The sequence below is a fragment of the Gracilibacillus halophilus YIM-C55.5 genome (assembly GCF_000359605.1).
Classification (GTDB): domain Bacteria; phylum Bacillota; class Bacilli; order Bacillales; family Amphibacillaceae; genus Gracilibacillus; species Gracilibacillus halophilus.
In genome coordinates this window covers 1-24,515 of sequence record NZ_APML01000067.1, presented here as the reverse complement: position 1 = coordinate 24,515, position 24,515 = coordinate 1, and the positions used below count along the sequence as shown (strand labels likewise).

The following is a 24,515-nucleotide window of genomic DNA, read 5'->3' as shown; positions in this document are numbered from 1 at the left end:
TTTGTTGCATCAAATATTTATTTATCCTGCAAAACGCTAACTTAAATAAACTTGTTTGCAGGAAAAACAATCGAACCAACCAAAAGGTGTATATCAGAGTTGTTAGAGTAGCGAAGATAATTCGTGTAAGTTCGTTATTTCATAATCAGGCGTGATATCTTTTAGAGCTTGTTTATTCTCACGGTTGATCCAAACACTTGTAATACCGGCACGATTCGCACCAAGAATGTCCGTTTTTAAGTTGTCGCCGACCATTATGGATTGTTCCCGATCAGCCTCAGCGACATCAAGCGCATGTTCAAACAAGTCTGGGTCAGGTTTTCCTTTACCGAATGCACCAGAAATAATGATATGGTCAAAGTAGGCTTTTAACTCAGGTGTAATCGACAATTTCGTTTGTTGTAAATCCGGCGAGCCGTTCGTTAACATAACTAATTGATAATCCCCTTGTAACTTTTTTAACACGGAGAAGGTCTCTTCATAGACAAAAGGACTCTGCTTTCGGTACATAGGAAATTGCTCGGCTAAATATTCGCCAAATGAAGCATCGTTTATCCCCATTTGTGCCAAACCATTGGTCCACGCTTTTTTGCGATAATCTGGCACGATTTCGGCCATTTTCTTAAAATATGTATGGTCATCTAAGAAGTTGCCCCACAACCCTTCAAACGGATTGATTCCGATCAATTGGGTGAACTCATAAGTTTCATACTCTTGATAAAGTTCTTTTGCTTGTTCTCTTACCTTCTCTTCTAACGCTTCTTTATCAATGCCATACTTTTCTTCAGCTAACTGGCATGTTTGTTCAAAGGCTTGCTTGACACTTTTCTTATCCCATAAAAGCGTATCATCTAAATCAAAAAGAATTGTTCGGATCATGTTTATTCCCCCAGTCGAGATTTACTTATGTTTATTATATAAAAAAATAAGCCGTTCGCCTAATAAAATTTTTTAAAAGTATCAATCGAATCTAAAATCGTTTATAATTGTAAAAGGATCTATCGTACATGATAAAATAGAGATCATACGAGGCACAGCATGGGAATCGCTGTGCTTTTTAGGCGGAGTCTATAGGAGGGACGATGATGGAGAAGCAACCGAAAGGAAAAGAATTCTTTATATTTTTAGTTACCTATATACTTTTACTCTTACTCACTGTATTATTGCCAATTCCATTTATTACCGTAATATTTTTACCAATCCCTATAATCCTTTGGGTAAAGGCATACGAATGGAAATGGATTTTTATAGGTTTAGCGAGTATTCTCATCATTTCTTTGTTGATGTTTCCGCTTCTATCGATTCCAGTGAGCCTTCTTGCAATTATCAGTGGATGCATGATAGGATGGGCGCTCAAGCATGATCAGCACCCTTATGAAGTCTGGGCGAAAGGAACGTTAGGCTATGTAATAGGGTTTGTATTGATATATGTCTATTTGGAAACATTTATGGATATTTCCATTAGTGATATGTACACGCAAACTGTTGAAGAATCGATGCAAATGGCAAGAGAGTTTATGCAAGCTTTTGGCATGAATCAATTTTCAGATGAAGATATCAGTGCCATGCGCGATCAATTGTTATCCGTGTTATCGTTAATGCCTGTTATTTTTGTGTCCGTTTCATTGTTTTTTGCTGGAATGGCACAATGGTTTAGTTATAAACTATTAAATAGTAGGGTGCAGGAAAAACGATATATGTTTCCACCATTTCGTACGTTTCATCTACCGAAAGTGATTTTGTGGATCTATTTTTTAACGTTAATGATTACATTGTTATCTGGTCTAGATGAATCACAAACGATGATGGCGGATATGGTGATGAATGTATCGAACTTGGCTGGGATATTATTAATATTACAAGGTTTTTCGTTTATCTTTCACTACACTTATGTCAAACAACAGTCTAAGGCTTTACCGATTGTTAGTATTTTAATCGTTGTATTTTTTCCATTTCTAGGTCTTTATTTGGTGCGAATCTTAGGTATAATTGATTTAGGATTTGGATTGAAAAAAATCGTTGATAAATAGAGAGGCTTGAATGAGTTAGGAGCTGACAATATGTCAAAACTTATGAAAAAACCGATGATGGCTACACATATCATCGGCATTTATGCCTTATCATTCCTATTATTAGTCGTTTTGTTTTACTATCAGTGGATGATCGGGCTGATAATGAGTGTATTATACGGCGTCTCTTTATTTTATAGTTTTCGAAAAGAGAAACAATTCGCTAAACGGACGGAATCATATATTTCCACACTGTCCTATCGCGTGAAAAAAGTAGGCGAAGAAGCGCTATTAGAGATGCCTATTGGAATTATCTTATATGGTGATGATGAACAAATTGAATGGGCCAATCCATATATGAGTAAATTTACCGATGAAGAGACAATCGTAGGTGAAAATTTAAACGTATTGTCTGATCGAATTAGCGATGCATTACAAGAAGAGCAGGATTCTTTTTGGCTAACGATTGATTCATACGATTTTCACGTCTACCATAAAAAAGAAGAGCGATTATTATACCTTTTTGATCGAACAGACCAAACCAAACTTTACCAATTATACCAACATGAGAAAACAGTGCTAGGGGTTATTTTCTTAGACAATTATGAAGAAATTACACAAAATATGGATGACCCAGCGAAGAGTCAATTGAATTCACAAGTGACATCTATCTTAAATGATTGGTCCAATAAGTTAGGTTTTTTCCTCAAACGAACGTCACAAGAACGATTTTTGGCTGTATTAAACCAAGATATTTTAGAGAAATTGGAAAAATCAAAGTTTGAAATATTAGATGAAGTCAGAGAATTAATCACTGATAAAAATGTACCGCTCACCTTAAGCATTGGTATTGGCCTCGGAAGTGAGACATTGCCTGAATTAGGTGAGCTCACACAATCCAGTCTTGATTTGGCATTAGGACGCGGCGGTGACCAAGTTGTTATTAAAAATGATGAGACGGGTAAGGTTCGTTTCTATGGTGGAAAAACGAATCCGATGGAAAAACGAACCCGCGTAAGGGCTCGGGTCATTTCACACGCGTTAAAAGAATTAGTCAAAGAAAGCGACCAAGTGCTAATCATGGGGCATAAGTCGCCGGATATGGATTCAATTGGTGCAGCCATTGGTGTCATGAAGGTTGCTGAAGCTAACGGTGTCCATGGGCATGTTGTCATTGATGAAAATGATATTAACACTGGTGTTCAGCGACTGGTAGAAGAAATTAAACAGAATGAAGATTTGTGGTCACATTTTGTTGATCCTGATTCAGCACTTGATATTGTGACCAAGAATACGTTACTTGTCGTCGTTGATACGCATAAACCTTCACTCTTTCAAGAGGAAAAATTGGTTCATAAGACGGAACATGTTGTTATTATAGATCATCACCGAAGAGGAGAAGACTTTATTGACAATCCGACACTTGTATATATGGAACCATATGCTTCTTCTACAGCCGAATTAGTCACGGAGTTGTTAGAGTATCAGCCCGATTCTTTACGCTTAAATATGTTAGAATCGACTGCTCTTCTATCAGGGATTATTGTTGATACGAAAAGTTTCACCTTGCGTACAGGGTCACGTACATTTGATGCGGCATCGTACCTGCGATCAAAAGGTGCTGATACGGTCTTAGTGCAAAAATTTCTCAAAGAAGACTTAGATATTTACGTAAAACGTAGTCGTTTGATCGAAAATACGAATATTTATCGCGACCATATTGCCATATCGGTCGGCAATTCAAGAGAAACGTATGGTCCTGTTGTCATTGCACAAGCGGCAGATACGTTGTTAACGATGACAGGTGTAGAAGCATCTTTTGTTATTTCAGAAAGAGAGGACGGTCGAATCGGCATTAGTGCCCGTTCGCTAGGTAGTGTCAACGTGCAAGTCATTATGGAGAAAATGAACGGCGGTGGTCATTTAACAAATGCTGCGACACAGTTGGACGATTTAGCTGTAATCGATGCCTATGAATGGTTGAAAGAGATCATTGATGAGTACTATGAAGGAGGAAATGAAGAATGAAAGTCATATTTAAACAAGATGTTAAAGGCAAAGGAAAAAAAGATGAAGTTAAAGACGTTTCTGATGGGTATGCTAGAAATTACTTGTTAAAATATAACTTAGCTGTTGAAGCAAACAAAGCGAATTTAAAAGCATTAGAAGCAAAGAAAAATAAAGAGAAACAACGTGAACAAGAAGAACTTGATCAAGCGAAGCAATTAAAAGAAACGTTAGCGAATTTGGAAGTGAAATTAACGGCCAAATCTGGTGATAAAGGTCGTCTATTTGGTTCAATAACGAATAAACAAATTGCTGAAGAATTGAAAAAGTCACATCAGATTAAGATTGATAAACGTAAAATTGAATTAGATGAACCTATTCGTTCGCTTGGTTACACGAATGTGCCAGTGAAACTTCACCCAGAAGTAACAGGTACGATTCGGGTGCATGTTGAGGAAGCATAAATTCGTGCTTCCTATTCTTTTATTAAGAGAAAAGCATGTATGATTGAAGCACGTTTTTCTTGATGAAGAGAGGAGCAGAGGTGATGAGTGAAGCTTTACAAGATCGAACACCGCCACATAATTTGGAAGCCGAACAAGCGGTAATTGGTGCGATATTTTTGGAACCTGAGGCTTTATCAAGCGCTTCAGAAATATTAATACCAGAAGATTTTTATCGTGCTAGCCATCAGCAAATTTTTCGTAATATTCTTGAGCTAGCGGATAATGCAGAGCCGATTGACCTTGTTACGGTGACAACAGCTTTATCGAACCAGCAACTGCTTGAGGAAGTAGGTGGCGTGTCCTATTTGAGTGACCTTGCAAACGCAGTCCCTACTGCTGCTAATATTGTATATTATTGCCGGATCGTTGAAGAGAAAGCATTGCTTAGGCGATTAATTCGTACAGCCACTGACATTGTGACGAACAGTTTTGCTATGGAAGATGATGTCGATGAAGTGTTGAATGAAGCGGAAAAACGCATTTTGGAAGTATCCAATCGACAAAACGCTTCCGCTTTTAAAAATATCAATGATGTACTCATTGAAGTGTATGATAATATCGACCAATTACACAAAAATACAGGGGAAGTCACCGGGGTCCCATCCGGTTTTCGTGATTTAGATCGAATTACATCAGGCTTTCAGCGAAATGACTTGATTATAGTGGCAGCCCGTCCATCGATGGGAAAAACTGCATTTGCCCTTAATATCGCACAAAATATTTCTGTAAAAACGAATGAGAATGTGGCGATTTTTAGTTTAGAAATGGGCGCTGAACAGCTCGTACAGCGTATGTTATGTGCCGAAGGAAATATTGATGCCCAACGGTTACGAACTGGTACACTAGAAGATGAAGATTGGAACCGGTTGTCTTTAGCGATGGGGAGCCTCTCGAACGCTGGGATCTTCATTGATGATACACCAGGTATTAAAGTGAGTGAAATCCGATCAAAATGTCGACGTTTAAAACAAGAACATGGGCTCGGTATGATTTTAATTGATTATTTACAGTTGATCCAAGGAAATGGTAATTCAAGAGAGAACCGTCAACAAGAAGTGTCAGAGATCTCTCGTTCATTAAAAGGACTAGCTCGTGAACTTGACGTTCCATTGATTGCTTTATCACAGTTATCGCGTGGTGTGGAAGCACGCCAAGATAAGCGACCGATGATGTCTGACTTACGTGAATCTGGAAGTATTGAGCAAGACGCTGATATTGTTGGGTTCTTATACCGTGATGATTACTATGATCAAGAATCAGAACAGCAAAACAATATTGAAATTATCATTGCCAAGCAACGTAACGGCCCAGTCGGCACTGTAGAACTTGCATTTGTGAAAGAATACAACAAATTCGTCGATCTCGACCACCGTTATCAAGAGAGTGATATTCCACCAGCCTAACGGGAATGAACGTAAAAATATGAATTGAAACGAACAAAAAGTGTCTTCATCATGTGAATGAAGGCACTTTTTTGCTTCTAGCAACGATTTTATGTCTTCATTACAACGATACCTTAGGAAATTTCTCGCAATTCACGAACGTTCTATAAATGAAACCGGTAAATGTTCGTAAATTAAATTGACAACGTTTTAGATGGTTGGTAAAATTGGTTTGGTTAATGAATTAGAAAAGGCGGAGGTGCGACATGTCTTCAGTAGTTGTCGTTGGAACACAATGGGGAGACGAAGGGAAAGGAAAAATAACAGATTTCTTATCACAACATGCAGAAGTGGTAGCACGTTATCAAGGTGGAAATAATGCCGGTCATACGATTAAGTTTGACGGTATTACGTATAAATTACATTTGATTCCTTCTGGTATTTTCTTTGATGATAAAGAATGTGTGTTAGGAAACGGAATGGTTATTGATCCTAAAGCATTAGTTGAAGAAATCAAATACTTACACGATAAAGGCGTAAGTACAGATAATTTACGTATTAGCAATCGCGCGCACGTTATTTTACCTTACCATGTAGAACTTGATATTCTTCAAGAAGAAGATAAAGGTGCGGACAAGATTGGAACGACACGTAAAGGAATTGGACCTGCTTACATGGATAAAGCAGCACGTGTCGGTATTCGAGTAGCTGACTTGCTTGATAAATCAGCTTTTCAACAAAAACTCGAAAGTAATTTAAGAGAGAAAAATCGTTTATTCGAAAAAGTATATGAAAAATCAGCTTTACACGTTGATGATATACTGCATGAATATTATGAATATGGCCAGCAATTAAAACAGTATGTGACAGATACTTCGGTCGTGCTGAACGGTGCCTTAGATGAAGGACGCCGCGTACTATTTGAAGGAGCACAAGGAGTGATGCTTGATATCGATCAAGGAACTTATCCTTTTGTCACTTCATCAAATCCAATTGCTGGTGGTGTCACGATCGGTTCAGGCGTCGGTCCATCGAAAATTGATCATGTCGTTGGTGTATCAAAAGCCTATACAACACGTGTCGGAGATGGTCCATTCCCTACTGAACTTGATGGGGACATCGGCAATCAAATTAGAGAAGTTGGCAATGAATACGGTACAACAACAGGACGACCACGCCGCGTAGGTTGGTTTGACAGTGTAGTCGTTCGCCATGCGCAACGTGTGAGCGGGATTACTGACTTGTCTCTAAACTCTATTGATGTGTTAACAGGACTCCAAACGGTTAAAATCTGCACTTCTTATCGCTATAAGGGTGAGATTATGGAAGAATTCCCAGCCAATTTGAACATTTTAGCAGAGTGTGAACCGATTTATGAAGAAATGCCAGGATGGACGGAAGATATCACAAATGTGCGTAGCTTGCATGAATTGCCTGAAAATGCTCGTCACTACTTAGAGCGCATATCGCAACTTACCGGTATACCACTATCCATTTTCTCTGTTGGACCCGATCGTTCACAAACCAACGTTGTCCGTAGCGTATATAGCTAATGAAAAAGGCCACAATTATGTGGTCTTTTTATTTGACAAAATAATCGGCATTTTTCGCAAAAATTTCTGTAATATCGCAAAATAATATATCATTTCGCAAAATTATTTCGATTTTCGCAAAAAAGCTGTAGTTTCGCAAAAAATAGATCACATTTCACACATCTACGTGGAATTATATGGTTTTTATTATACATTTGTATTACAATCTGTTTAAATCCCTTACATCCCTTTAGATCATGTGTTAGATTGATAGAGGAAATAAAAGATATAAATAAAGATAGAATTTGGCTGTAGGGAAGTCTAGGAGGATTGGAGTCATGCGAGGAGAAAAGTCAAGCAATTTTCCATCATGGTCTAAGTGGATCAAACGATTGTCCATCGTTGGGATTGTAAGTTTAGGTTTTACCGCAAATACTGTTTATGCTGATGATTCAGATCTAGAAACGATATACCACGTATATATGAATGATACACATGTGGGTGTCGTTGACAATCAGCAAGTCGTGCAAAAGTACATTGATGACGTAGTCGCAGCAAAAGAAGAAGAGTCTGAACAAGACCTTACATATACAGCAGGTGAGAATGTCACAATGGTTGAAGAGAAAGTGTTTGAACCAAGCACTGATCGCCAAGAAGTAATCGATTTCTTAGATGAAGAACTGACCGTTAAAGTGGAAGCAACAGCACTTAAAATCGATGATGAAGTCGTTGGTTACTTCCCTGATCAATCAACTGCTGAAGATGTGATTCAATCTTACAAAGAAAAGTTTGTAGACAAAGAAGTGTTAACTCGTTTAGATGAGAATTCTACAGACGGTGACTCAACGGAAGAAGACCAACCGGAAGAAACCAATTTACAAGTGGGCGACTCTACGATTAAAGACGTAAAACTATCAGAGAAAGTTTCATATGACGAAGCAAAAGTTGCAAAAAAGAAACTTGTAAATCAAAAAGAAGGGTTAACCCTTCTCGAAAAAGGCACACTAGAGGAAAAGAAATATGAAGTGCAAGAAGGGGACGTACTGGGATCAATTGCTAGCGATCACGACTTAAACTTAGATAAATTACTAGAATTAAATCCAGATTTAGACGAAGATTCTCTTTTGCAGATTGGTGACAAAATCAATGTAACTGAAGTCAAACCTTACGTAGAAGTAGTTGTAACAGAAGAAACGATGACAGAAGAAACCATTGATTATGAAACAGAAGTCAAAGAATCAGACGAGTTATATAAAGGCGATGAAGAAGTCGAACAAGAAGGTAGTAATGGTAAGAAAAAAGTTCATTACAAATTAGAAAAAGTAAATGGTAACACTGTAAAACGTAAAGTAGTCAATGAAACGGTGACAGAAGAACCAACGAAAGAGATTGTTGTGAAAGGTACGAAAGTTGTCCCTTCTCGAGGATCTGGCGACTTACAGTGGCCAGCAGTTGGCGGGTCTATTACAAGCCATATGGGCAACCGTTGGGGTTCGTACCATAAAGGAATTGACATTTCTGGTGTAAGTAATCGAAGTATTTTAGCCGCTGATAATGGTACGGTCGTTTCTGCAGGATGGGACGATGGTGGTTATGGTAACAAAATTGTGATCGATCATAACAACGGTTATCGCACGACATACGCCCATCTATCGTCAATCAGCGTATCAGCTGGACAAACCGTCGAAAAAGGCCAAAAAATCGGCACAATGGGAACCACTGGCTATTCAACTGGCGTACACTTACACTTTGAAGTTCGAAATAATGGTTCTTTAGTAAATCCAGCCGATTTATTATAAGATCTCCCTACTCAGCCAATACCCGTTGAAATATAATATAAACCCCTTGTTACAAAATCTTGTGACAAGGGGTTTTCTTTCATCTTTTATGTAAGAAAAGACATTTCACGAAATATCAGTTAAAATAAGAAGATAAGGACATGCAAATTTTCTGGAAAAGGATGTGCTTGGATGAGTCAGCTTGTATTAGTCGTTGATGACGAAAAGCCGATTGCCGATATATTAAAATTTAATTTAGAGAAAGAAGGTTATGCCGTTATATGTGCATATGACGGCGATGAGGCCATTGAATTAGCAACACAAGAAAATCCAGAGTTAATTTTATTAGATATTATGCTTCCGAACAAAGATGGCAATGAAGTATGCCGTGAAGTGCGTAAAACACATAGTATGCCGATTATCATGCTCACTGCAAAAGATGCTGAAATTGATAAAGTACTAGGATTAGAGCTAGGGGCGGATGATTATGTGACGAAACCATTTAGTAATCGCGAAGTCATTGCTAGAGTGAAGGCTAATTTACGTAGACAGCAGCAGGCTCCTGCTAATCAGAAACAAGATACGACAGATATTGCGATTGGTTCGCTCGTCATTCACCCAGATGCCTATACGGTGACGAGAAATGGTGAGTATATTGAACTCACGCATCGTGAATTTGAATTATTACACTATTTGGCTCGCCATATTGGACAAGTCATGACACGCGAACATTTACTAGAAACGGTTTGGGGTTATGATTATTTCGGTGATGTTCGAACAGTTGATGTCACGGTACGTCGGTTAAGGGAAAAAATTGAAGATCATCCGAGTAACCCGATTTGGCTTGTCACTAGAAGAGGTGTTGGCTACTATTTGAGAAATCCTGAGCAGGAGTAATCTATTATGAAGCGAGTCAGTTTTTATCAATCGATCCGATTAAAAATCATTATTATTTTAACCCTATTTCTGTTGCTTGCTTTTCTCGTCATTGGTACGTATTTCACTCAAGAACTTGAACAAAGTCTAAAAAACAACTTTATTAATAATGTAGAGGAACGAATGGAATTATTAGAAACCAATTTGGCGGATGCATTTGCGAAAGAACGTTCAGAAGATGATGATACCCCCACCTTGCAAGACGATGTACAATCGATTGTTAATCGCTATCGCTATACGACAGGGTTATTTAGTGATTTATTCGTTGTTGATTCACAAATGCGGGTAATCGGTACCAAAAGTGATTATGAACGCTTAGGTAAACGAACAAAAGGGTATCAAGGGATTAACATTGCACTGCAATATGACCAAACCGATCAACAGATTATGCGTAATCAATATACTGATGACCGTGTGCTCGTTCGTACTGTTCCCGTAAAAGATGGTGATGCTGTAGTAGGTGCGATACGTGTTGAAGCGTCCATTGAAGAGGTATACAATCAAGTTGAAAGTACGAATCAAATTTTCTTAAATGGGATGATCTTAGCGATATTAGTGTCTGTTATTTTAGGGATCTTAGTAGCCCGTTCGATTACAAAGCCCATTACTGAGATGCGTAAACAAGCAATGATCATGGCTACCGGAAATTTTTCGAAAAAAGTAAATGTGTATGGAACTGACGAAATTGGTCAATTGGCCATGACTTTTAATGAGATGAACGATCGGCTTAAACAAGCCAATCAATCTACTGAAGAAGAGAGAAGAAAATTGAGTTCCGTGTTATCAAATATGTCAGACGGTGTGATGGCAACAGATGAACATGGCAGAATCTCATTAATGAATGAACCTGCTGCTCGTTTGATTGGCCAGTCGTTCCATGATGTAAAAGGTAAACCACTCGCTGAAGTATTGTTACTTGAAGAGAATATTGTTGATTTAAAAGAATTAGAGGAAACAGGGTCTTTAACGATTGATTTTAGTAATGAGGATCAGTTCTTCCTACTAAAAGCTAATTTTTCAATTGTACAAGACCAAAATGAAATGTTTAATGGCTTGATTACGGTTATTAGCGATGTAACAGAAGAAGAGAAGGTAGAACGCGAACGGCGCGAGTTTGTCTCCAATGTTTCCCATGAATTGCGCACACCGTTAACAACGATGCGAAGCTATTTAGAAACCTTGTCTGATGGGGCATGGGAAGATGAGGAATTAGCGCCTTACTTTTTACAAGTCACACAGAATGAAACAGAGCGTATGATCCGTCTAGTGAATGATCTACTCCAATTATCTCGTATGGATCAAACGGATAATACGATGAATATGCAACAAGTGAATGTGATTCCATTCTTCCATGACATTGTGGATCGATTTGAAATGAATAAATCAGATAATATTTCATTTAAGCGCAACATCCCAAATGATACAGTCATGATGTGGTTAGATACCGATAAAATTACACAAGTAGTCGATAACATTCTATCTAATGCGATGAAATACTCACCAGAAGGTGGTACGATCACATTTCAAGTAGAAAAACAAGCGCATCGATTGAAAGTCAGTATTATCGATGAAGGACTTGGCATCGCACAAGAGAAAGTCGATAAAATCTTTGATCGTTTTTATCGTGTTGATAAAGCAAGGTCCCGTCAATTAGGCGGAACAGGTTTGGGACTTGCGATTTCTAAAGAGATTGTTGAATCCCATAGCGGTCATATTTGGGCAGAGAGTCAAGAAGGACAGGGGACAACTATATCCTTTACATTACCGCTACCTGTTAGAAAGAGAGGTAATGGCCAATGATTAAAGTTGAAGGAATTAAAACCGTTATTTTAGTCTTCCTCATTGGCGTAAGTATGGTGCTAACATTTTTAGTATGGAATTATGAAGGAACATTTGATGAAACTAGTAATCAAGATGCCCAACCAGCAACGCTAAATGGTGAAGAACAAACGAAAGATGATGTCATTTATCCGAATCGACTGATCTATCAAATCGGTGATGACAATGCAGTTGGTTTTGAAGAAAAAAGTCTAGAAAGAGAAATTTTTCAGACAATCCAAGACTGGTCATTGTATAATTTTGAGCAAAGAGAACAAGGATCATATGATGAGTATGCTTATCGGAAATTAAAAATGACGTTTCCAACTGCATTGCCTTCTTCTGTGATCAATGATTTGTTTCAATTGGAGAATCCAGTGATATTTGAACGCTTTTTTGACCGAATTGTCATCTTCATTGATGAAAATCGAGATCAGCATCATATCGTGTTTAAGAGTTCAAATGATAGTGGTCCAGATATCGTAGCGAATATTCAAAACACACAAAAAGCAATTGATTATTTGGAAGAAAAACGAACAGATAACGCAAATAAGCTTATCTCTTATCGGCAGGTGGAAGGGGCACAAGAACAGGATATTTATATTCCAAGCAATCCAGAATTGAAAGGACGAAAATTTCGTTATCGAACGGTTGATTATGATTCTAATGAATTTTTAAATATATTGTTTTATAATCCAGCTATTGTAAGTCATGCGAATACACCAAATGGTGAGGAAGTCTATTCAGATGATCATAGAGAATTAATGATTGATGGCTATTATATGGAATTTTCTAAATTCTCTCTATCTCAAAATAATCAAGGGAGTAATAATGATGATACAGATGACCAAGGTAGTCAATTAATTACCAATACTATTAATCATATGAATAAACATAAAGGTTGGTTTGTTGGACAAGGCATTCAATATCAGCTTTACAATTTATCCGTTCCTGGTCATTCGGTCGACTATCGCATGGTATACAATCAACATCCAATCTTCTCATCGAAAAACTTAGCTCATATTTATCTTCATATGGACGGTCAAGAAGTGCTCTCATATCATCGTTCGTTAGTTCAACTCACCTATTCGTATGATAGAGCATCTACACCATTAATGACGGCCCAAGAATTAATCCGATCTATTGAGGCCAGTGAAACCTATTCATTTGATCAGATTGTAGATATTCAAGTGGGATACCAAATGAGTCAAGAAGGAGAGCAAGTATATGATCTCATTCCAACATGGTCGATTCGTACGTATAGTGGTTGGGAAATTGTTGATGAAAATACATTTACGGAGCAAGGGGGAAATCAATAATGCAATGGGGGCAAATAAAAACATTATTTATCCTCTGCTTTTTAGTGCTTGATGCCTTTTTGCTCTATCATTTTTTGAAAGAGGATAACTCAGTGATTTCCACCATCCCTGAATATGGTGAAGAAGAGAATTTACGCAATAATATTACAGGCTTAGACAACATTCCAGAGGAACCAGGGGAAGCCTCTATGTTGCATGCCCAACGCAAAAAATTAACGACAACAGATAAACAAGAATTGCAAGAACTTCCGAATCAAACAACAATGGTGATCAACGATTATTTTATCGTATCGCAATTAGATGACCCGGTTCCAATCAATGTGGAAGGGGAAATGGCGAATTTACGCGAGCATATATGGAATGACAGTGAATATCAATATTCTGGCAAAGACGAGACGAATCAGCGGCTCATCTTTTTTCAACAAATCGAAAATCCAATCTTTTATAATTTAAGTGGTGCAATCATTGTTCAACTGAATAGTGATGGGGAAATGACTCATTATGCCCAAGCATTACTCAAAAAATCTGAAGAACAACCTGAGCCTGAGGAATTAATTTCCCCAATGGAGCCTGTCACGAATTTGTATAAAAATAATGAACTATCATCCGGTAATGAGATTACCAATGTTCAAATGGGCTATCAAAACTTATTACCACTACCAAATGGTGTACAAGTACTAGCACCAACGTGGGAAATTACTGTAAATAATAATAAATCAATTTATGTCAATGCAACCGAAGGACATTCGTTAATACGGGAGCCCAAGGATTTTTCTAATGAATTGAACAGTCAGTTAACCGATTATTCGAATGGTTCGTCAACAATGAATACAGAAGTAATTAGCGGAGATATGGATGAAGAAGAAAGACAATCATTGATCGATGAAATGCTAAGTAGCTTTCAAGAAGCAACGAGTGGACAATCATCAAATGGAGTGGGAGAAGAATGACGATTCAGTTTAGTATGTTAGCATCAGGAAGTACTGGAAATGCATTTTACATTGGTACCGAAAATGAAAAAATTTTAGTGGACGCAGGATTAAGCGGGAAAGAGATGACGCGACTTTTTTCTGAAATAGATATTGATCCCAATACCTTATCACGAATATTGGTGACACATGAGCATAGTGATCATATTAAGGGACTAGGCATCTTTGCACGGAAGTATCAATTACCGATCTATGCGAATGAAAAGACATGGCAGGCGATGGATCAATCGATAGGCAAAATCGATCTCGACCAGAAGTTTTTATTTCGAATGGAAGAAACAAAAACCTTTGGCGATATCGATGTGGAATCATTTGCTGTCTCACATGATGCGGCTGACCCAATGTTTTTCACCTTTCATTATCAAGGGAAAAAGGTTGCGCTTGTGACCGATTTAGGTTATGTGTCCGAACGAATAAAAAAAACAGTAGCAGGTGCCGATGCGCTTATTTTTGAGGCTAATCATGATGTGGAGATGCTTCGTATGGGCCGTTATCCGTGGAGTGTAAAGCGTCGAATTTTAGGAGATACGGGGCATGTGTCCAATGAAGATTGCGCACTGGCATTAAAAGATATTATTGATGATCAAACAAAGCGTATTTATTTAGCCCATTTAAGCAAAGATAACAATATGAAGGATATTGCTAGGATGTCTGTAGAAAGTGGTCTGAATCAATATGGATTCAAAATCGGTCAACAAATGACTTTACACGATACGGACCCGAAACATCCAACGCCATTATGTGAACTATGACAGAATATCATTGAGGTGAAAACATGGGTTACTATGATCATCACTATCCGAACAGACGAAAGCGCAAAAGAAGTTGGCTCACACCGTTTATCATTGGAGCGGTGCTTGGTGCTTTTCTTTTCGCTGTTCTTTTACCAACCATGGTTACATATGATCTATTGCCATACCAAGTGATTACAGGTGAGATGGATGATGCAAACGAAGCGGATAACGATCAATCAAATCCAGGGACAACATCCAATGTAACGAACGTAGAAGTGGATATATCTACACGCATATCAGATATAGTTTCTGAAGTAACACCGGCTGTCGTTGGTGTTGTCAATGTACAATCAGGTATGAGCCTGTGGGATCAAGAAGAGGAAAACCAACAAGGTATAGGCTCAGGCGTCATTTATAAAATTGACAATAGTAGTGCCTACATTATTACCAATCATCACGTGATCCAAGGAGCAGATCAAGTGGAAATTATGTTACCAGACGAATCAAGAGTGGAAGCTTCAATTGTAGGAAGCGATATGTTTACAGACTTGGCTGTTATAGAAATCGATGCTTCTTATGCCGAGCAAGCGATTGAAATCGGCACGTCCAGCCAAGTCAACGTCGGCGAACCAGCTATCGCGATTGGGAATCCGCTCGGTATGAATTTATCAGGATCGGTTACACAAGGTATTATAAGTGGTACACAACGGGCGATTCCACAAGATTTTAACGGTGACGGGCGCGCGGATTGGCAGGCTGAAGTTATTCAGACCGATGCCGCGATTAATCCAGGAAATAGCGGCGGTGCACTGATTAATATGGAAGGGCAACTAATAGGTATTAATTCCATGAAGATAGCTCAATCGGCAGTCGAGGGCATCGGTTTTGCGATACCAGTCGATGATGCGATCCCCGTCATTCAAGAATTAGAGCAAAATGGAGAAGTGACACGTGCCTATTTAGGAGTAGAAGCGTATTCATTAGAAGATGTCGCCCAAGCTGAATGGGATCGTAGTTTGGAGCTTCCTGCTGAAGTAGAAGGCGGGATTTATATCCGCAGTGTCGAACCTATGTCACCAGCTGAACAAGGTGGTTTAGAGGCATATGATGTCATCACAGCATTAGACGGTGAACCGATTTATAACATTGTTGATTTACGAAAACATTTGTATCAAGAAAAATCAGTAGGAGAAACGCTTGAGATTACGTATTATCGCAGGGGCGAACAGCAACAAACGACAGTGGAATTAGGAACATTATCATATTAATCGCAAAACGCGGTGAATCACTACCTTATCGAGGCAGTGATTCACCGTTTTTTTAATTGATGTGTATATATGAGTCAAACAGAACATTTAGGACTGGCTGTTTGCATGAAAAATCAATATATGCGTCAAATAGGAGATCCGAGATCGGCTGTTTGCATGAAAAATCAATATATATGTCAAACAGAAGATCCAAGACTGGATATTTGCATCGAAAATTCATTTACCATGCAAATGGAAGATTTCACTTATCCTGTTTGCATGATAAAAAAGCTGATATGTATTTTACCAGGGAATCTAGTCATCATCATATATCGATTTCCCAGTAATTTGTCATTTACCCGGAAATCAAGAGAGTAACATGTACAGTTTTCCGGATAATTTGCGTTTTACTGGGAAATCTCCGTATGATAAACGACTGTTTTCCCAGTACTTAAAGAATTACCGGGAAATCTCATCTTATCTTTATAAACTTTTCCCGGTAATCGCCAGCAGCATGAAGAAAAATGACATGTAGAAGGAAAATTTTTTGATAAGTAAGGCACATAAATGAATTTTAACAAGTTATACACAGGTTGTGGATTTATATATGGATAACTTGCTAGATGTGGTATAGAACATAAATTCCTATACGAAATATATACCATGCATTGTGGAATTGTGGATAATTTTGTGGATTTATCCGGTAACATTGGGTACATATTGTGAATAAATGACGTATTTAATCTGAAGTGGATAAAATTGTGGATAACTTCAAAAAATACTTTGCGTTTTTATTCGCATCATAGTAAGGTGAAAAGAGAGTAAGAGGGAAGAGGTGGAAACGAGAACATGTATCAGGAACCGATTTTTCTAGAACCGATTTTTAAAGAAAGGATATGGGGTGGCCAGAAGCTACATACTGAATTTCAATATTCGATCCCTTATGATAAAACCGGTGAAGCTTGGGTGATCTCAGCCCATGAAAACGGGCCAAGTAAAATTACGAACGGTCCGCTAAAAGGGCAAACGTTACGTGATGCGTGGCAGAACCATGGAGAATTATTTAGTCAACCCCAAAAGCCAACTGAAGAGTATCCACTGTTAGTAAAAATTTTAGATGCGAATGACGATTTATCCGTTCAAGTTCATCCTGATGATCATTATGCAAGTGAAGTGGCCAATGAATCTTATGGAAAAACGGAATGCTGGTATGTCTTAAATGCTGAGGAAGATGCTGAGTTAATTATTGGGCATCACGCACAGACGCGCGAAGAACTCGAGCAATTGATTGATCGCGGCAACTGGGATCATTTATTACGACGAATAAACGTTCAGCCTGGCGATTTTGTCTATGTACCCAGTGGGACGATTCATGCGATTGGCAAAGGAATTGTAATTTTAGAAACACAACAGAGCTCGGATATTACATATCGTGTGTATGACTATGATCGAACCGACGCGCAAGGAAATAAAAGAAAGCTACACTTAGAACAAGCAAAAGAAGTGACGACTGTTCCACATGAAACACCACAACTCAATCAAACCGAGCGTGTAAAAGAAGGATTCATAGAGAAAAAGCTCGTCGAAGAAGCGTATTTTAGCGTGTACCATTGGACGTTAAATGGCTCTATAGAACAAACAAGAACAGAGGACTTTTTACAAGTTAGCGTCATTCAAGGCGAAGCAACCGTCATTGTAGATGAGGTGACGTACAACATCGAAAAAGGCGATCATTTTATTATTCCAGCAACGATCTCACAATTCTCACTACAAGGCAAAGCAGAATTCATCGTTTCATATCCATCGAAATAATCAAGATCTCAACGGGAAAGTTTGCTTGTCATGTACGATGTGGTTAGCGATCATTCGAAGGAAAAGAGCCAATATGCTGGATTTGAAATAGCGGAACTTTAAAAGTTATCCACATGTGGACGAATATATATTTGAATAAATAATACAGGTGTGGATTGATCGCGTCTCATCAATCATCAGAACAAGATGAGAAACTGAATCCCGAGCTTATTTGATAAGCCTCGGGTTTTTGTTTGATCAGATCATTCGCTATTGGCTAAACGGGCGGGCGCCTGCACTACAAGTACAACTGCTCCTCGCATCGTCGCCTACAGCTCATGATCTATCTATCGTTGGAATCTTACTATTTTTGAAGAGTAGAATCATTCAATAATTTCTCTAATGGCTTTTCGTTCGTCAGGTGTAAAGTCTGATCGGTCGAGCGCTTTGACATTTTCTTCGATTTGGCTGACACGACTCGCTCCAATTAACGCAGAAGCAACGGATTCCTGCTGCAGCACCCAAACTAATGCCATTTGTGCTAATGTTTGCCCGCGAGCGGCTGCGATATTGTTTAGCTTCTTCACTTTTTGTAAGACGTCGGATGAGATATCACGTTCGTTGAGAAACGGAATGTAATCTTTTGCAGCGCGTGACTCTTTCGGAATGCCATTTAAGTATTTGTTAGTTAACAAACCTTGTGCCAGTGGTACGTAAGCGATACAACCGATGCCGTGTTCAGATAGAACATTCGTAAGTCCTTGTTCAATGGTGAGATCAAGCATTGAATATTTTGCTTGATGAATGATAAAAGGTGTACGTTGCTCTTGTAGAATGTCAATTGCTTGCTTGGTTTGTTCTGCATTGTAATTGGAAATTCCGACATAAAGTGCTTTTCCTTGTCGGACAACGTGATCAAGGGCGGCCATTGTTTCTTCGAGAGGTGTTTCTGGATCAGGACGGTGGTGGTAAAAGATATCGACATAATCGAGGTTCATGCGTTGTAAGCTTTGGTCGAGGCTAGAGACTAAGTATTTCCTCGATCCCCAATCACCGTATGGTCCGTCCCACATTCGAAATCCTGCTTTGGTTGAAATGATGAGTTCATCTCGATAGGCATGTAAATCTTCATGTAAAATCCGTCCGAAATTTTTCTCTGCTGATCCTGGTGGGGGTCCGTAGTTGTTCGCGAGGTCAAAATGTGTGATGCCTAAATCAAAAGCTCGGGTAAGCATGTTGCGTTGATTCTCCAGCGTGTCCCTATCACCAAAATTGTTCCATAAACCGAATGAGATGGCAGGTAGTTTGATTCCTGAATGACCACATCGGTTAAAGGTGATTTCTTGATACCGTTTTGGATTGGCTCGATACGACATTCGCATACCTCCTTAGTGAAATTAATAGCCGACTTCAACGGCTGCATTGACGATATACATCAAATCATTTTTATCTTGTTTGTCTTCAAGCATAATACCAGATGTTGTCGCCATTCCACCATCCATAATTTCCACATTTACTGTGCCATAGGGAATTTCTTCTTTGATTTGATCAATGTCGATGGATTCTTGATCTTTTGGCACGGCTAATTTGACGTTGACGACCATATTGTGTAAGTCCTGTTCTGGTAAGTAGTTGCGAATCCCTGGCATGGAATTGTAATGAATCGCATTTTCCACTGCTCGTAAGCAAGCTTTCGTTACATTTTGTCCATGCACATCAATTCCTGTCCCTGTTTCGATAAAAATAATCTGTTCCATGTAATCGCCTCCAACATCAAAAAGGTGAAACTCATTCATTGTATCGTCTATATATTAGATTATCGAAAAAAGCGATGAAAATCAATCGAGAAATGGTTTGTGAATGTAAGAATTTTGTTAAAATATGAATAGAAGTAGCGCGGAGAGGATGAATGACATTGAAAATAACAATTGTCGCCGTCGGAAAACTGAAGGAAAAATATTTAAAACAAGGTATAGAAGAGTATATGAAACGATTAAGCAAATATGCCAAAATTGATATAGTAGAAGTCCCCGATGAACAAGCGCCAGAAAACATGAGTCAAGCAGACCAAGAAGAAGTAAAGCGCAAAGAGGGAGAACGAATCTTGTCTAAAATTTCCCCAGATACCTACGTTATTTCCCTGGAAATATTGGGGCAAACACCAACCTCTGAAAAATTTGCCGAAAAACTTGAACAACTTATGATTCATGGCAAAAGCAAAATCGCCTTTGTCATCGGCGGGTCATTAGGACTCAGTGAAGCGGTACGTGATCGCAGTGATTATGCTTTGTCATTTTCCAAGATGACCTTTCCTCATCAATTAATGAGGCTGGTGTTGTTAGAGCAGGTGTATCGGGGATTTAGGATAATGAAAGGTGAACCGTACCATAAATAACTGGTAAACAAAAATTCCTTATATTAACGAGAGAATTAATACAGGAACTTGAATAAAGGTAGAACTCACCGTTTGCTTGGAATAATGATGACCATACAAATGCTCGATCAGATGTGCAATTTCATCCGTTGTGATGCCTTTTCAAACAGATGAATCACAAATGACCAAGCATACTGGAACCCTGGTAAGAAAATGAATTCTGTAGATAAATCCTTTCACATACATAATGGTGCTGAAATAACTGGGTATTATCTTGGGGTGAAGAAGCTTCGAAAGGTATAAAGAGAAATAGAGAGGAGGATTTATTCTTGAAACAAAACAATCAAATAAATTGGCAGCCCTATTTGTCTTTAGATGTTGAAAAGAATGGAGAGTTTCAAGTGCTGCTAGTTAAATTTTAGTCACATTTCTGAATAGTATGCTACAGGGCGGGATGTATATTTGGACGGTTAAAAAGTGAGGATAATATTGTCATAATTTAATATATTCTTTTTGGAGGTGCTCTATGAACGATGTTGTAAATACTCAAAAGGAAAAATATAAAGATTGGGTTACTGAAAACTTAGGCGGAAAAACAGGTGTTTGGTACACGCCATATCTTGAAAAGCTTGGATATCTGTTGGGAAAGTTTGGGTTGAGTAGAGGCTATAAGGAAAATTTTTTTGAGTATCAATCATATTCAGAATTTAAAAATATCTATCAACAAATGACGGAACAAAGTGATGAAGATATTGAGAAATTAGTAACTGGTAAGAGTACACCTCGATATCCAGATAAGTTTGGTAAGACAAGAATTCAATTTAGAAAAAAATATGCGGAAGAACAATATAATCGCGGTGAAAGAAGTAAGCCTGATAATTTAGGTGGGATACCTGACTGGGGCGTTTTAATGCGATCTTATTTAATATTCTTATATTATGATGAAAATTCTACTTTGACATATCCTAAAAAAGAGAAAAAAATTGCGAATCAAGAAGATGAAATTGATAACAGCATTAATTATTGGGTCATTTCACCTGGTGAGAATTCAAGGTTATGGGATCAGTTCCACGCTGGAAACATGATTGCGCTTGGTTGGGACTATTTAGGAGATTTAAAAACCTATGATTCAAAGGAAGCTGTTGAACGAGGAATAGCTGAGCAAAGAGCGGATGGTGTCCGTCCGGTTAATGATACAAAGGCCGTGTGGGATTTCTATAACGAAATTCAAATAGGTGACGTTGTATACGTAAAAGAAGGAATTAAAAAAATTCTCGCGCGCGGATTGGTTACGGGTGACTACTACTTCGATGAGGAAGCATTAGAGTATAAACATAGAAGAAAAGTAGAATGGTTTCAAGCTGGAAAGTGGGAGATCCATCAAACAATTGCTCAAAAAACGTTAACATGTCTAAATCCCTATCCAATTCTTATTCAAGAAATTGATCAAGTAATGAATGAAGATTCTATTAATCCAAAAACTACTGAGATAAATGAATTTCGAAATTGGTTATCCAATCAAGTAACAGAAACAGGGGTTAGCTTGAATGATAAAACAGTTATGCAAAAAGTAAATGCGTTAAAGGATATCGAGCAATACTTTGATGCTCCCATTTTTGGCGAAACAGATACAGAGCAATTAAAACAGTTGAAAGATACCGTTGCATCACATGAAGCCTACAATAAATATAAAGGTGTATCGGGAAGTTCCATTGACTACTACATTCGTTTTATTGAGTCGAAGCCTACTGTGCAAGAAAATGAATCCTATACAACGGCTGAATTTCTTTCAGAGGTTTTTATCGAGGATGAGGAGCTTAGACGTCTTATTTCTCTACTCGAAAATAAGAAAAATCTTATTTTGAAAGGTGCACCAGGAGTAGGTAAAACGTATATTGCCAAACGTTTAGCGAGTGTAATGATGGGAGAAAAAGATGAAACACGAATCCATATGGTTCAGTTCCACCAAAGCTATAGCTATGAGGACTTTATTGAAGGTTTCCGTCCAAAAGCTGAAGGAGAAGGGTTCGAGCTGAAACAAGGACCATTTGTGAAGTTTGCTAGAAAAGCAGCACGAGATCCAGAACGAGACTACTTTTTTATTATTGATGAAATTAACCGTGGGAATATGAGTAAAATATTTGGAGAATTAATGATGTTGATCGAAGCGGATAAGCGAGGGGAGCAAATCAATCTCCTCTATTCTAATGATTATTTTTCTGTTCCTTCGAATTTATACATTATTGGAATGATGAATACGGCAGATAGAAGTTTAGCTTTATTAGACTACGCACTTAGGAGAAGATTTTCGTTTTTCGACATTAAACCGGCATTTCAAAATGAGACATTTATGTCGTATATAAGCGAATTAGATAATCCAGAAGTTCTACATCATATCATTGATCAAATTAAAAGATTAAATAATCAAATTGTTGAAGAGCTAGGGACAGGCTTTCAAATTGGGCATAGCTACTTTGTAGGTGATGCTTATAAAGTAAATACTGAAGAGCGTATAGAAGAGGTGATCGAATATGATATTATTCCACAGCTATTCGAATATTGGTTTGATGATGAACAGAAGGCCATCTATTGGGCTGAACGACTAAGAGGTTATTACGATGGAGAGAAATGAAAATATTCCAATCCGTAATATATACTATATGCTTTCCTATGCCTATCAAACATTACATCTTTCCGAGTATAAACAAATCGGAACAGAACAGTTTGAGAACGTCAAAGAGCTTTATGCAGAAATTTTATCGATTGGTATACCCGTTTTGATTCGTGGAGGATTAAGTAAAGATTATATAAGTGTTGAAGAGACCTCCAATTTTATTAAGGGAAAAATTGATATCAATGCTACGATAAAGAAAAATGCATTGGTAGATAAAAAGGTCGCAATTGTTTATGATGAGTTCTCTGAAGATATATTGTTAAATCAAATTATTAAATCGACACTCGTCTACCTTTCGCGTTCAAATAAATTAAGTCAAAAAATGCGTAGATTATTTTACGGATTGCTGCCTTATTTTAAAGAGGTATCAGATGTAGAGTTAGACATAAACCTATGGAAAAACGTTAGGTATAACCACCAAAACATCCGTTATCAATTTATTGTAGACGTGTGTAGATATCTTTATGAGGAGTTATTATTTGATCAAAGCTCTGCATCACAAATATTGAAAGAGATTCAAGACGAGCAAAAATTATCATCTTTATATGAAAAGTTTATTTATGCCTTTTTCCAACGGGAAACGAAATATAATGTATCCCGTCCTCAAATTCAGTGGAATGTTGATGATGGATTTAAAGAAGCATTGCCGATTATGCAAACAGACCTAGTACTTCAAAAAGACAATAAAACATTGATTGTAGATGCGAAATTTTATTCAGAAAATATGGCAGCAAGGTTTGAAGGTGGAGCTGCAAAACAAAAATCCAGTAATCTTTATCAAATCTTCACCTATATAAATAATTGGAAAAATGAACCGGGCGAGACCGTAGCAGGTATGCTACTTTATGCGAAAACAACAGCAATAAATCAACCTAACCATCTTTATCAAATGAAAGGTAATCAAATTTTTGTTGCATCTCTGAATTTACAACAAGATTTTAGCGGAATAAAGGAAGACCTATTAGCATATGCCAATCAATTTTTTACTTAGCCCCTCAAATCATCTCGAGGGGCTTTTTTATTATTGATAATAATATTAGCAGGTTATGTAGAGAATACAAGCATTGGCTTCTACTACACGTTCATTAACTTTATTATCCATTTTTGTTATAGTATAATAGCTCTATCATACGTGTAGTAAATATGTAATTTAAGTAACCTCTAATTACAACAAGGAGTGGCTCGATGATCGATGGGAATTAATCACAAATAATAATACTGGAAATCTTTTAAAAGAGTTAGCGCAAAGCATACAAGAATGTCAGAGATTTTATTTCAGCGTGGCTTTTATTAATTTCAGTGGCCTTCAACTTTTATTAGATCCGTTGAAACAAGCTAATAAAAAAGGAATAAAAGGTAAGATTATTACCTCAACTTATCTAAATTTTACAGAACACCAGGGAGTGTCAAGAATTTTGT

At 37.8% G+C, this 24,515-nt stretch carries 20 protein-coding genes and 1 pseudogene; 17 read left to right on the top strand and 4 right to left on the bottom strand.

Annotated elements, in window-relative coordinates; genetic code table 11:
• Positions 1-102: 102 nt before the first annotated feature.
• Positions 103-879 (bottom strand): HAD family hydrolase, encoded by a 777-nt coding sequence (locus J416_RS12680; RefSeq protein ID WP_003473141.1) that lies wholly within the window; start codon positions 877-879, stop codon positions 103-105.
• 206 nt (positions 880-1,085) lie between these two features.
• Here J416_RS12680 and J416_RS12675 point away from each other — a divergent pair, with 206 nt between their 5' ends.
• From J416_RS12675 to manA, 14 genes are all read left to right on the top strand, one after another.
• On the top strand, positions 1,086-2,030 hold the full coding sequence (locus J416_RS12675; protein ID WP_003473138.1) for a YybS family protein: 945 nt from the start codon (positions 1,086-1,088) through the stop codon (positions 2,028-2,030).
• Positions 2,031-2,060: 30 nt separating this feature from the next.
• On the top strand, positions 2,061-4,037 hold the full coding sequence (locus J416_RS12670; RefSeq protein ID WP_003473131.1) for a DHH family phosphoesterase: 1,977 nt from the start codon (positions 2,061-2,063) through the stop codon (positions 4,035-4,037).
• Positions 4,034-4,480, top strand: a complete 447-nt coding sequence (rplI, locus tag J416_RS12665) for a 50S ribosomal protein L9 (RefSeq protein WP_003473130.1) — start codon at positions 4,034-4,036, stop codon at positions 4,478-4,480. Before J416_RS12670 ends, rplI begins: the two co-directional genes overlap by 4 nt.
• 83 nt (positions 4,481-4,563) lie before the next feature.
• On the top strand, positions 4,564-5,925 hold the full coding sequence (gene dnaB / locus J416_RS12660) for a replicative DNA helicase (protein WP_003473127.1): 1,362 nt from the start codon (positions 4,564-4,566) through the stop codon (positions 5,923-5,925).
• A gap of 245 nt (positions 5,926-6,170) precedes the next feature.
• On the top strand, positions 6,171-7,457 hold the full coding sequence (locus J416_RS12655; RefSeq protein WP_003473125.1) for an adenylosuccinate synthase: 1,287 nt from the start codon (positions 6,171-6,173) through the stop codon (positions 7,455-7,457).
• A gap of 317 nt (positions 7,458-7,774) precedes the next feature.
• Positions 7,775-9,235, top strand: coding sequence for a peptidoglycan DD-metalloendopeptidase family protein (locus J416_RS12650; RefSeq protein WP_003473124.1), 1,461 nt, complete (start codon positions 7,775-7,777; stop codon positions 9,233-9,235).
• 171 nt (positions 9,236-9,406) lie between these two features.
• Positions 9,407-10,111 (top strand): response regulator YycF, encoded by a 705-nt coding sequence (gene yycF / locus J416_RS12645; protein ID WP_003473123.1) that lies wholly within the window; start codon positions 9,407-9,409, stop codon positions 10,109-10,111.
• A gap of 6 nt (positions 10,112-10,117) precedes the next feature.
• Positions 10,118-11,950: a cell wall metabolism sensor histidine kinase WalK gene (gene walK / locus J416_RS12640; protein WP_003473122.1), complete on the top strand. Its 1,833-nt coding sequence runs from the start codon at positions 10,118-10,120 to the stop codon at positions 11,948-11,950.
• Complete coding sequence (locus tag J416_RS12635; protein WP_003473120.1) at positions 11,947-13,287, top strand: YycH family regulatory protein; 1,341 nt, start codon at positions 11,947-11,949, stop codon at positions 13,285-13,287. The genes walK and J416_RS12635 overlap by 4 nt, the downstream gene beginning before the upstream one ends.
• Positions 13,287-14,237, top strand: coding sequence for a two-component system regulatory protein YycI (locus J416_RS12630; RefSeq protein ID WP_003473118.1), 951 nt, complete (start codon positions 13,287-13,289; stop codon positions 14,235-14,237). The genes J416_RS12635 and J416_RS12630 overlap by 1 nt, the downstream gene beginning before the upstream one ends.
• Positions 14,234-15,028 (top strand): MBL fold metallo-hydrolase, encoded by a 795-nt coding sequence (locus J416_RS12625; RefSeq protein WP_003473113.1) that lies wholly within the window; start codon positions 14,234-14,236, stop codon positions 15,026-15,028. Before J416_RS12630 ends, J416_RS12625 begins: the two co-directional genes overlap by 4 nt.
• A gap of 23 nt (positions 15,029-15,051) precedes the next feature.
• Entirely contained in the window at positions 15,052-16,278 is a 1,227-nt protein-coding gene (locus J416_RS12620) for a S1C family serine protease (protein WP_003473111.1), read from the top strand.
• 69 nt (positions 16,279-16,347) lie between these two features.
• Positions 16,348-16,635, top strand: coding sequence for a hypothetical protein (locus J416_RS15845; RefSeq protein ID WP_156809597.1), 288 nt, complete (start codon positions 16,348-16,350; stop codon positions 16,633-16,635).
• 471 nt (positions 16,636-17,106) lie between these two features.
• Positions 17,107-18,069 carry a mannose-6-phosphate isomerase, class I gene (gene manA, locus J416_RS12615; RefSeq protein WP_003473110.1) on the top strand — a complete coding sequence of 321 codons (963 nt, stop codon included), beginning with the start codon at positions 17,107-17,109 and terminating at the stop codon, positions 18,067-18,069.
• 362 nt (positions 18,070-18,431) lie between these two features.
• On the opposite strand, the gene mgrA is transcribed toward manA, so the two are convergent.
• Together mgrA and J416_RS12605 are read right to left on the bottom strand one after the other, a co-directional pair.
• Positions 18,432-19,424 carry an L-glyceraldehyde 3-phosphate reductase gene (gene mgrA, locus J416_RS12610; protein WP_003473107.1) on the bottom strand — a complete coding sequence of 331 codons (993 nt, stop codon included), beginning with the start codon at positions 19,422-19,424 and terminating at the stop codon, positions 18,432-18,434.
• 21 nt (positions 19,425-19,445) lie between these two features.
• The gene (locus J416_RS12605) at positions 19,446-19,805 is read right to left on the bottom strand and encodes a Lin0512 family protein (protein WP_003473101.1); all 360 of its coding nucleotides are present in this window, start codon (positions 19,803-19,805) and stop codon (positions 19,446-19,448) included.
• Positions 19,806-19,963: 158 nt separating this feature from the next.
• Between J416_RS12605 and rlmH the strand changes: the two genes are divergently transcribed.
• Positions 19,964-20,443, top strand: coding sequence for a 23S rRNA (pseudouridine(1915)-N(3))-methyltransferase RlmH (gene rlmH, locus J416_RS12600; RefSeq protein ID WP_003473100.1), 480 nt, complete (start codon positions 19,964-19,966; stop codon positions 20,441-20,443).
• Between the two features lie 60 nt (positions 20,444-20,503).
• Here the strand turns inward: rlmH and J416_RS16340 are convergent.
• Positions 20,504-20,607, bottom strand: a pseudogene (locus tag J416_RS16340) (transposase); the annotation flags it as partial.
• A gap of 341 nt (positions 20,608-20,948) precedes the next feature.
• Here J416_RS16340 and J416_RS15180 point away from each other — a divergent pair.
• Entirely contained in the window at positions 20,949-23,054 is a 2,106-nt protein-coding gene (locus J416_RS15180) for an AAA family ATPase (protein WP_003473098.1), read from the top strand.
• Positions 23,041-24,087, top strand: a complete 1,047-nt coding sequence (locus J416_RS12590; RefSeq protein WP_003473096.1) for a 5-methylcytosine restriction system specificity protein McrC — start codon at positions 23,041-23,043, stop codon at positions 24,085-24,087. Before J416_RS15180 ends, J416_RS12590 begins: the two co-directional genes overlap by 14 nt.
• The last annotated feature ends 428 nt before the right edge of the window (positions 24,088-24,515 follow it).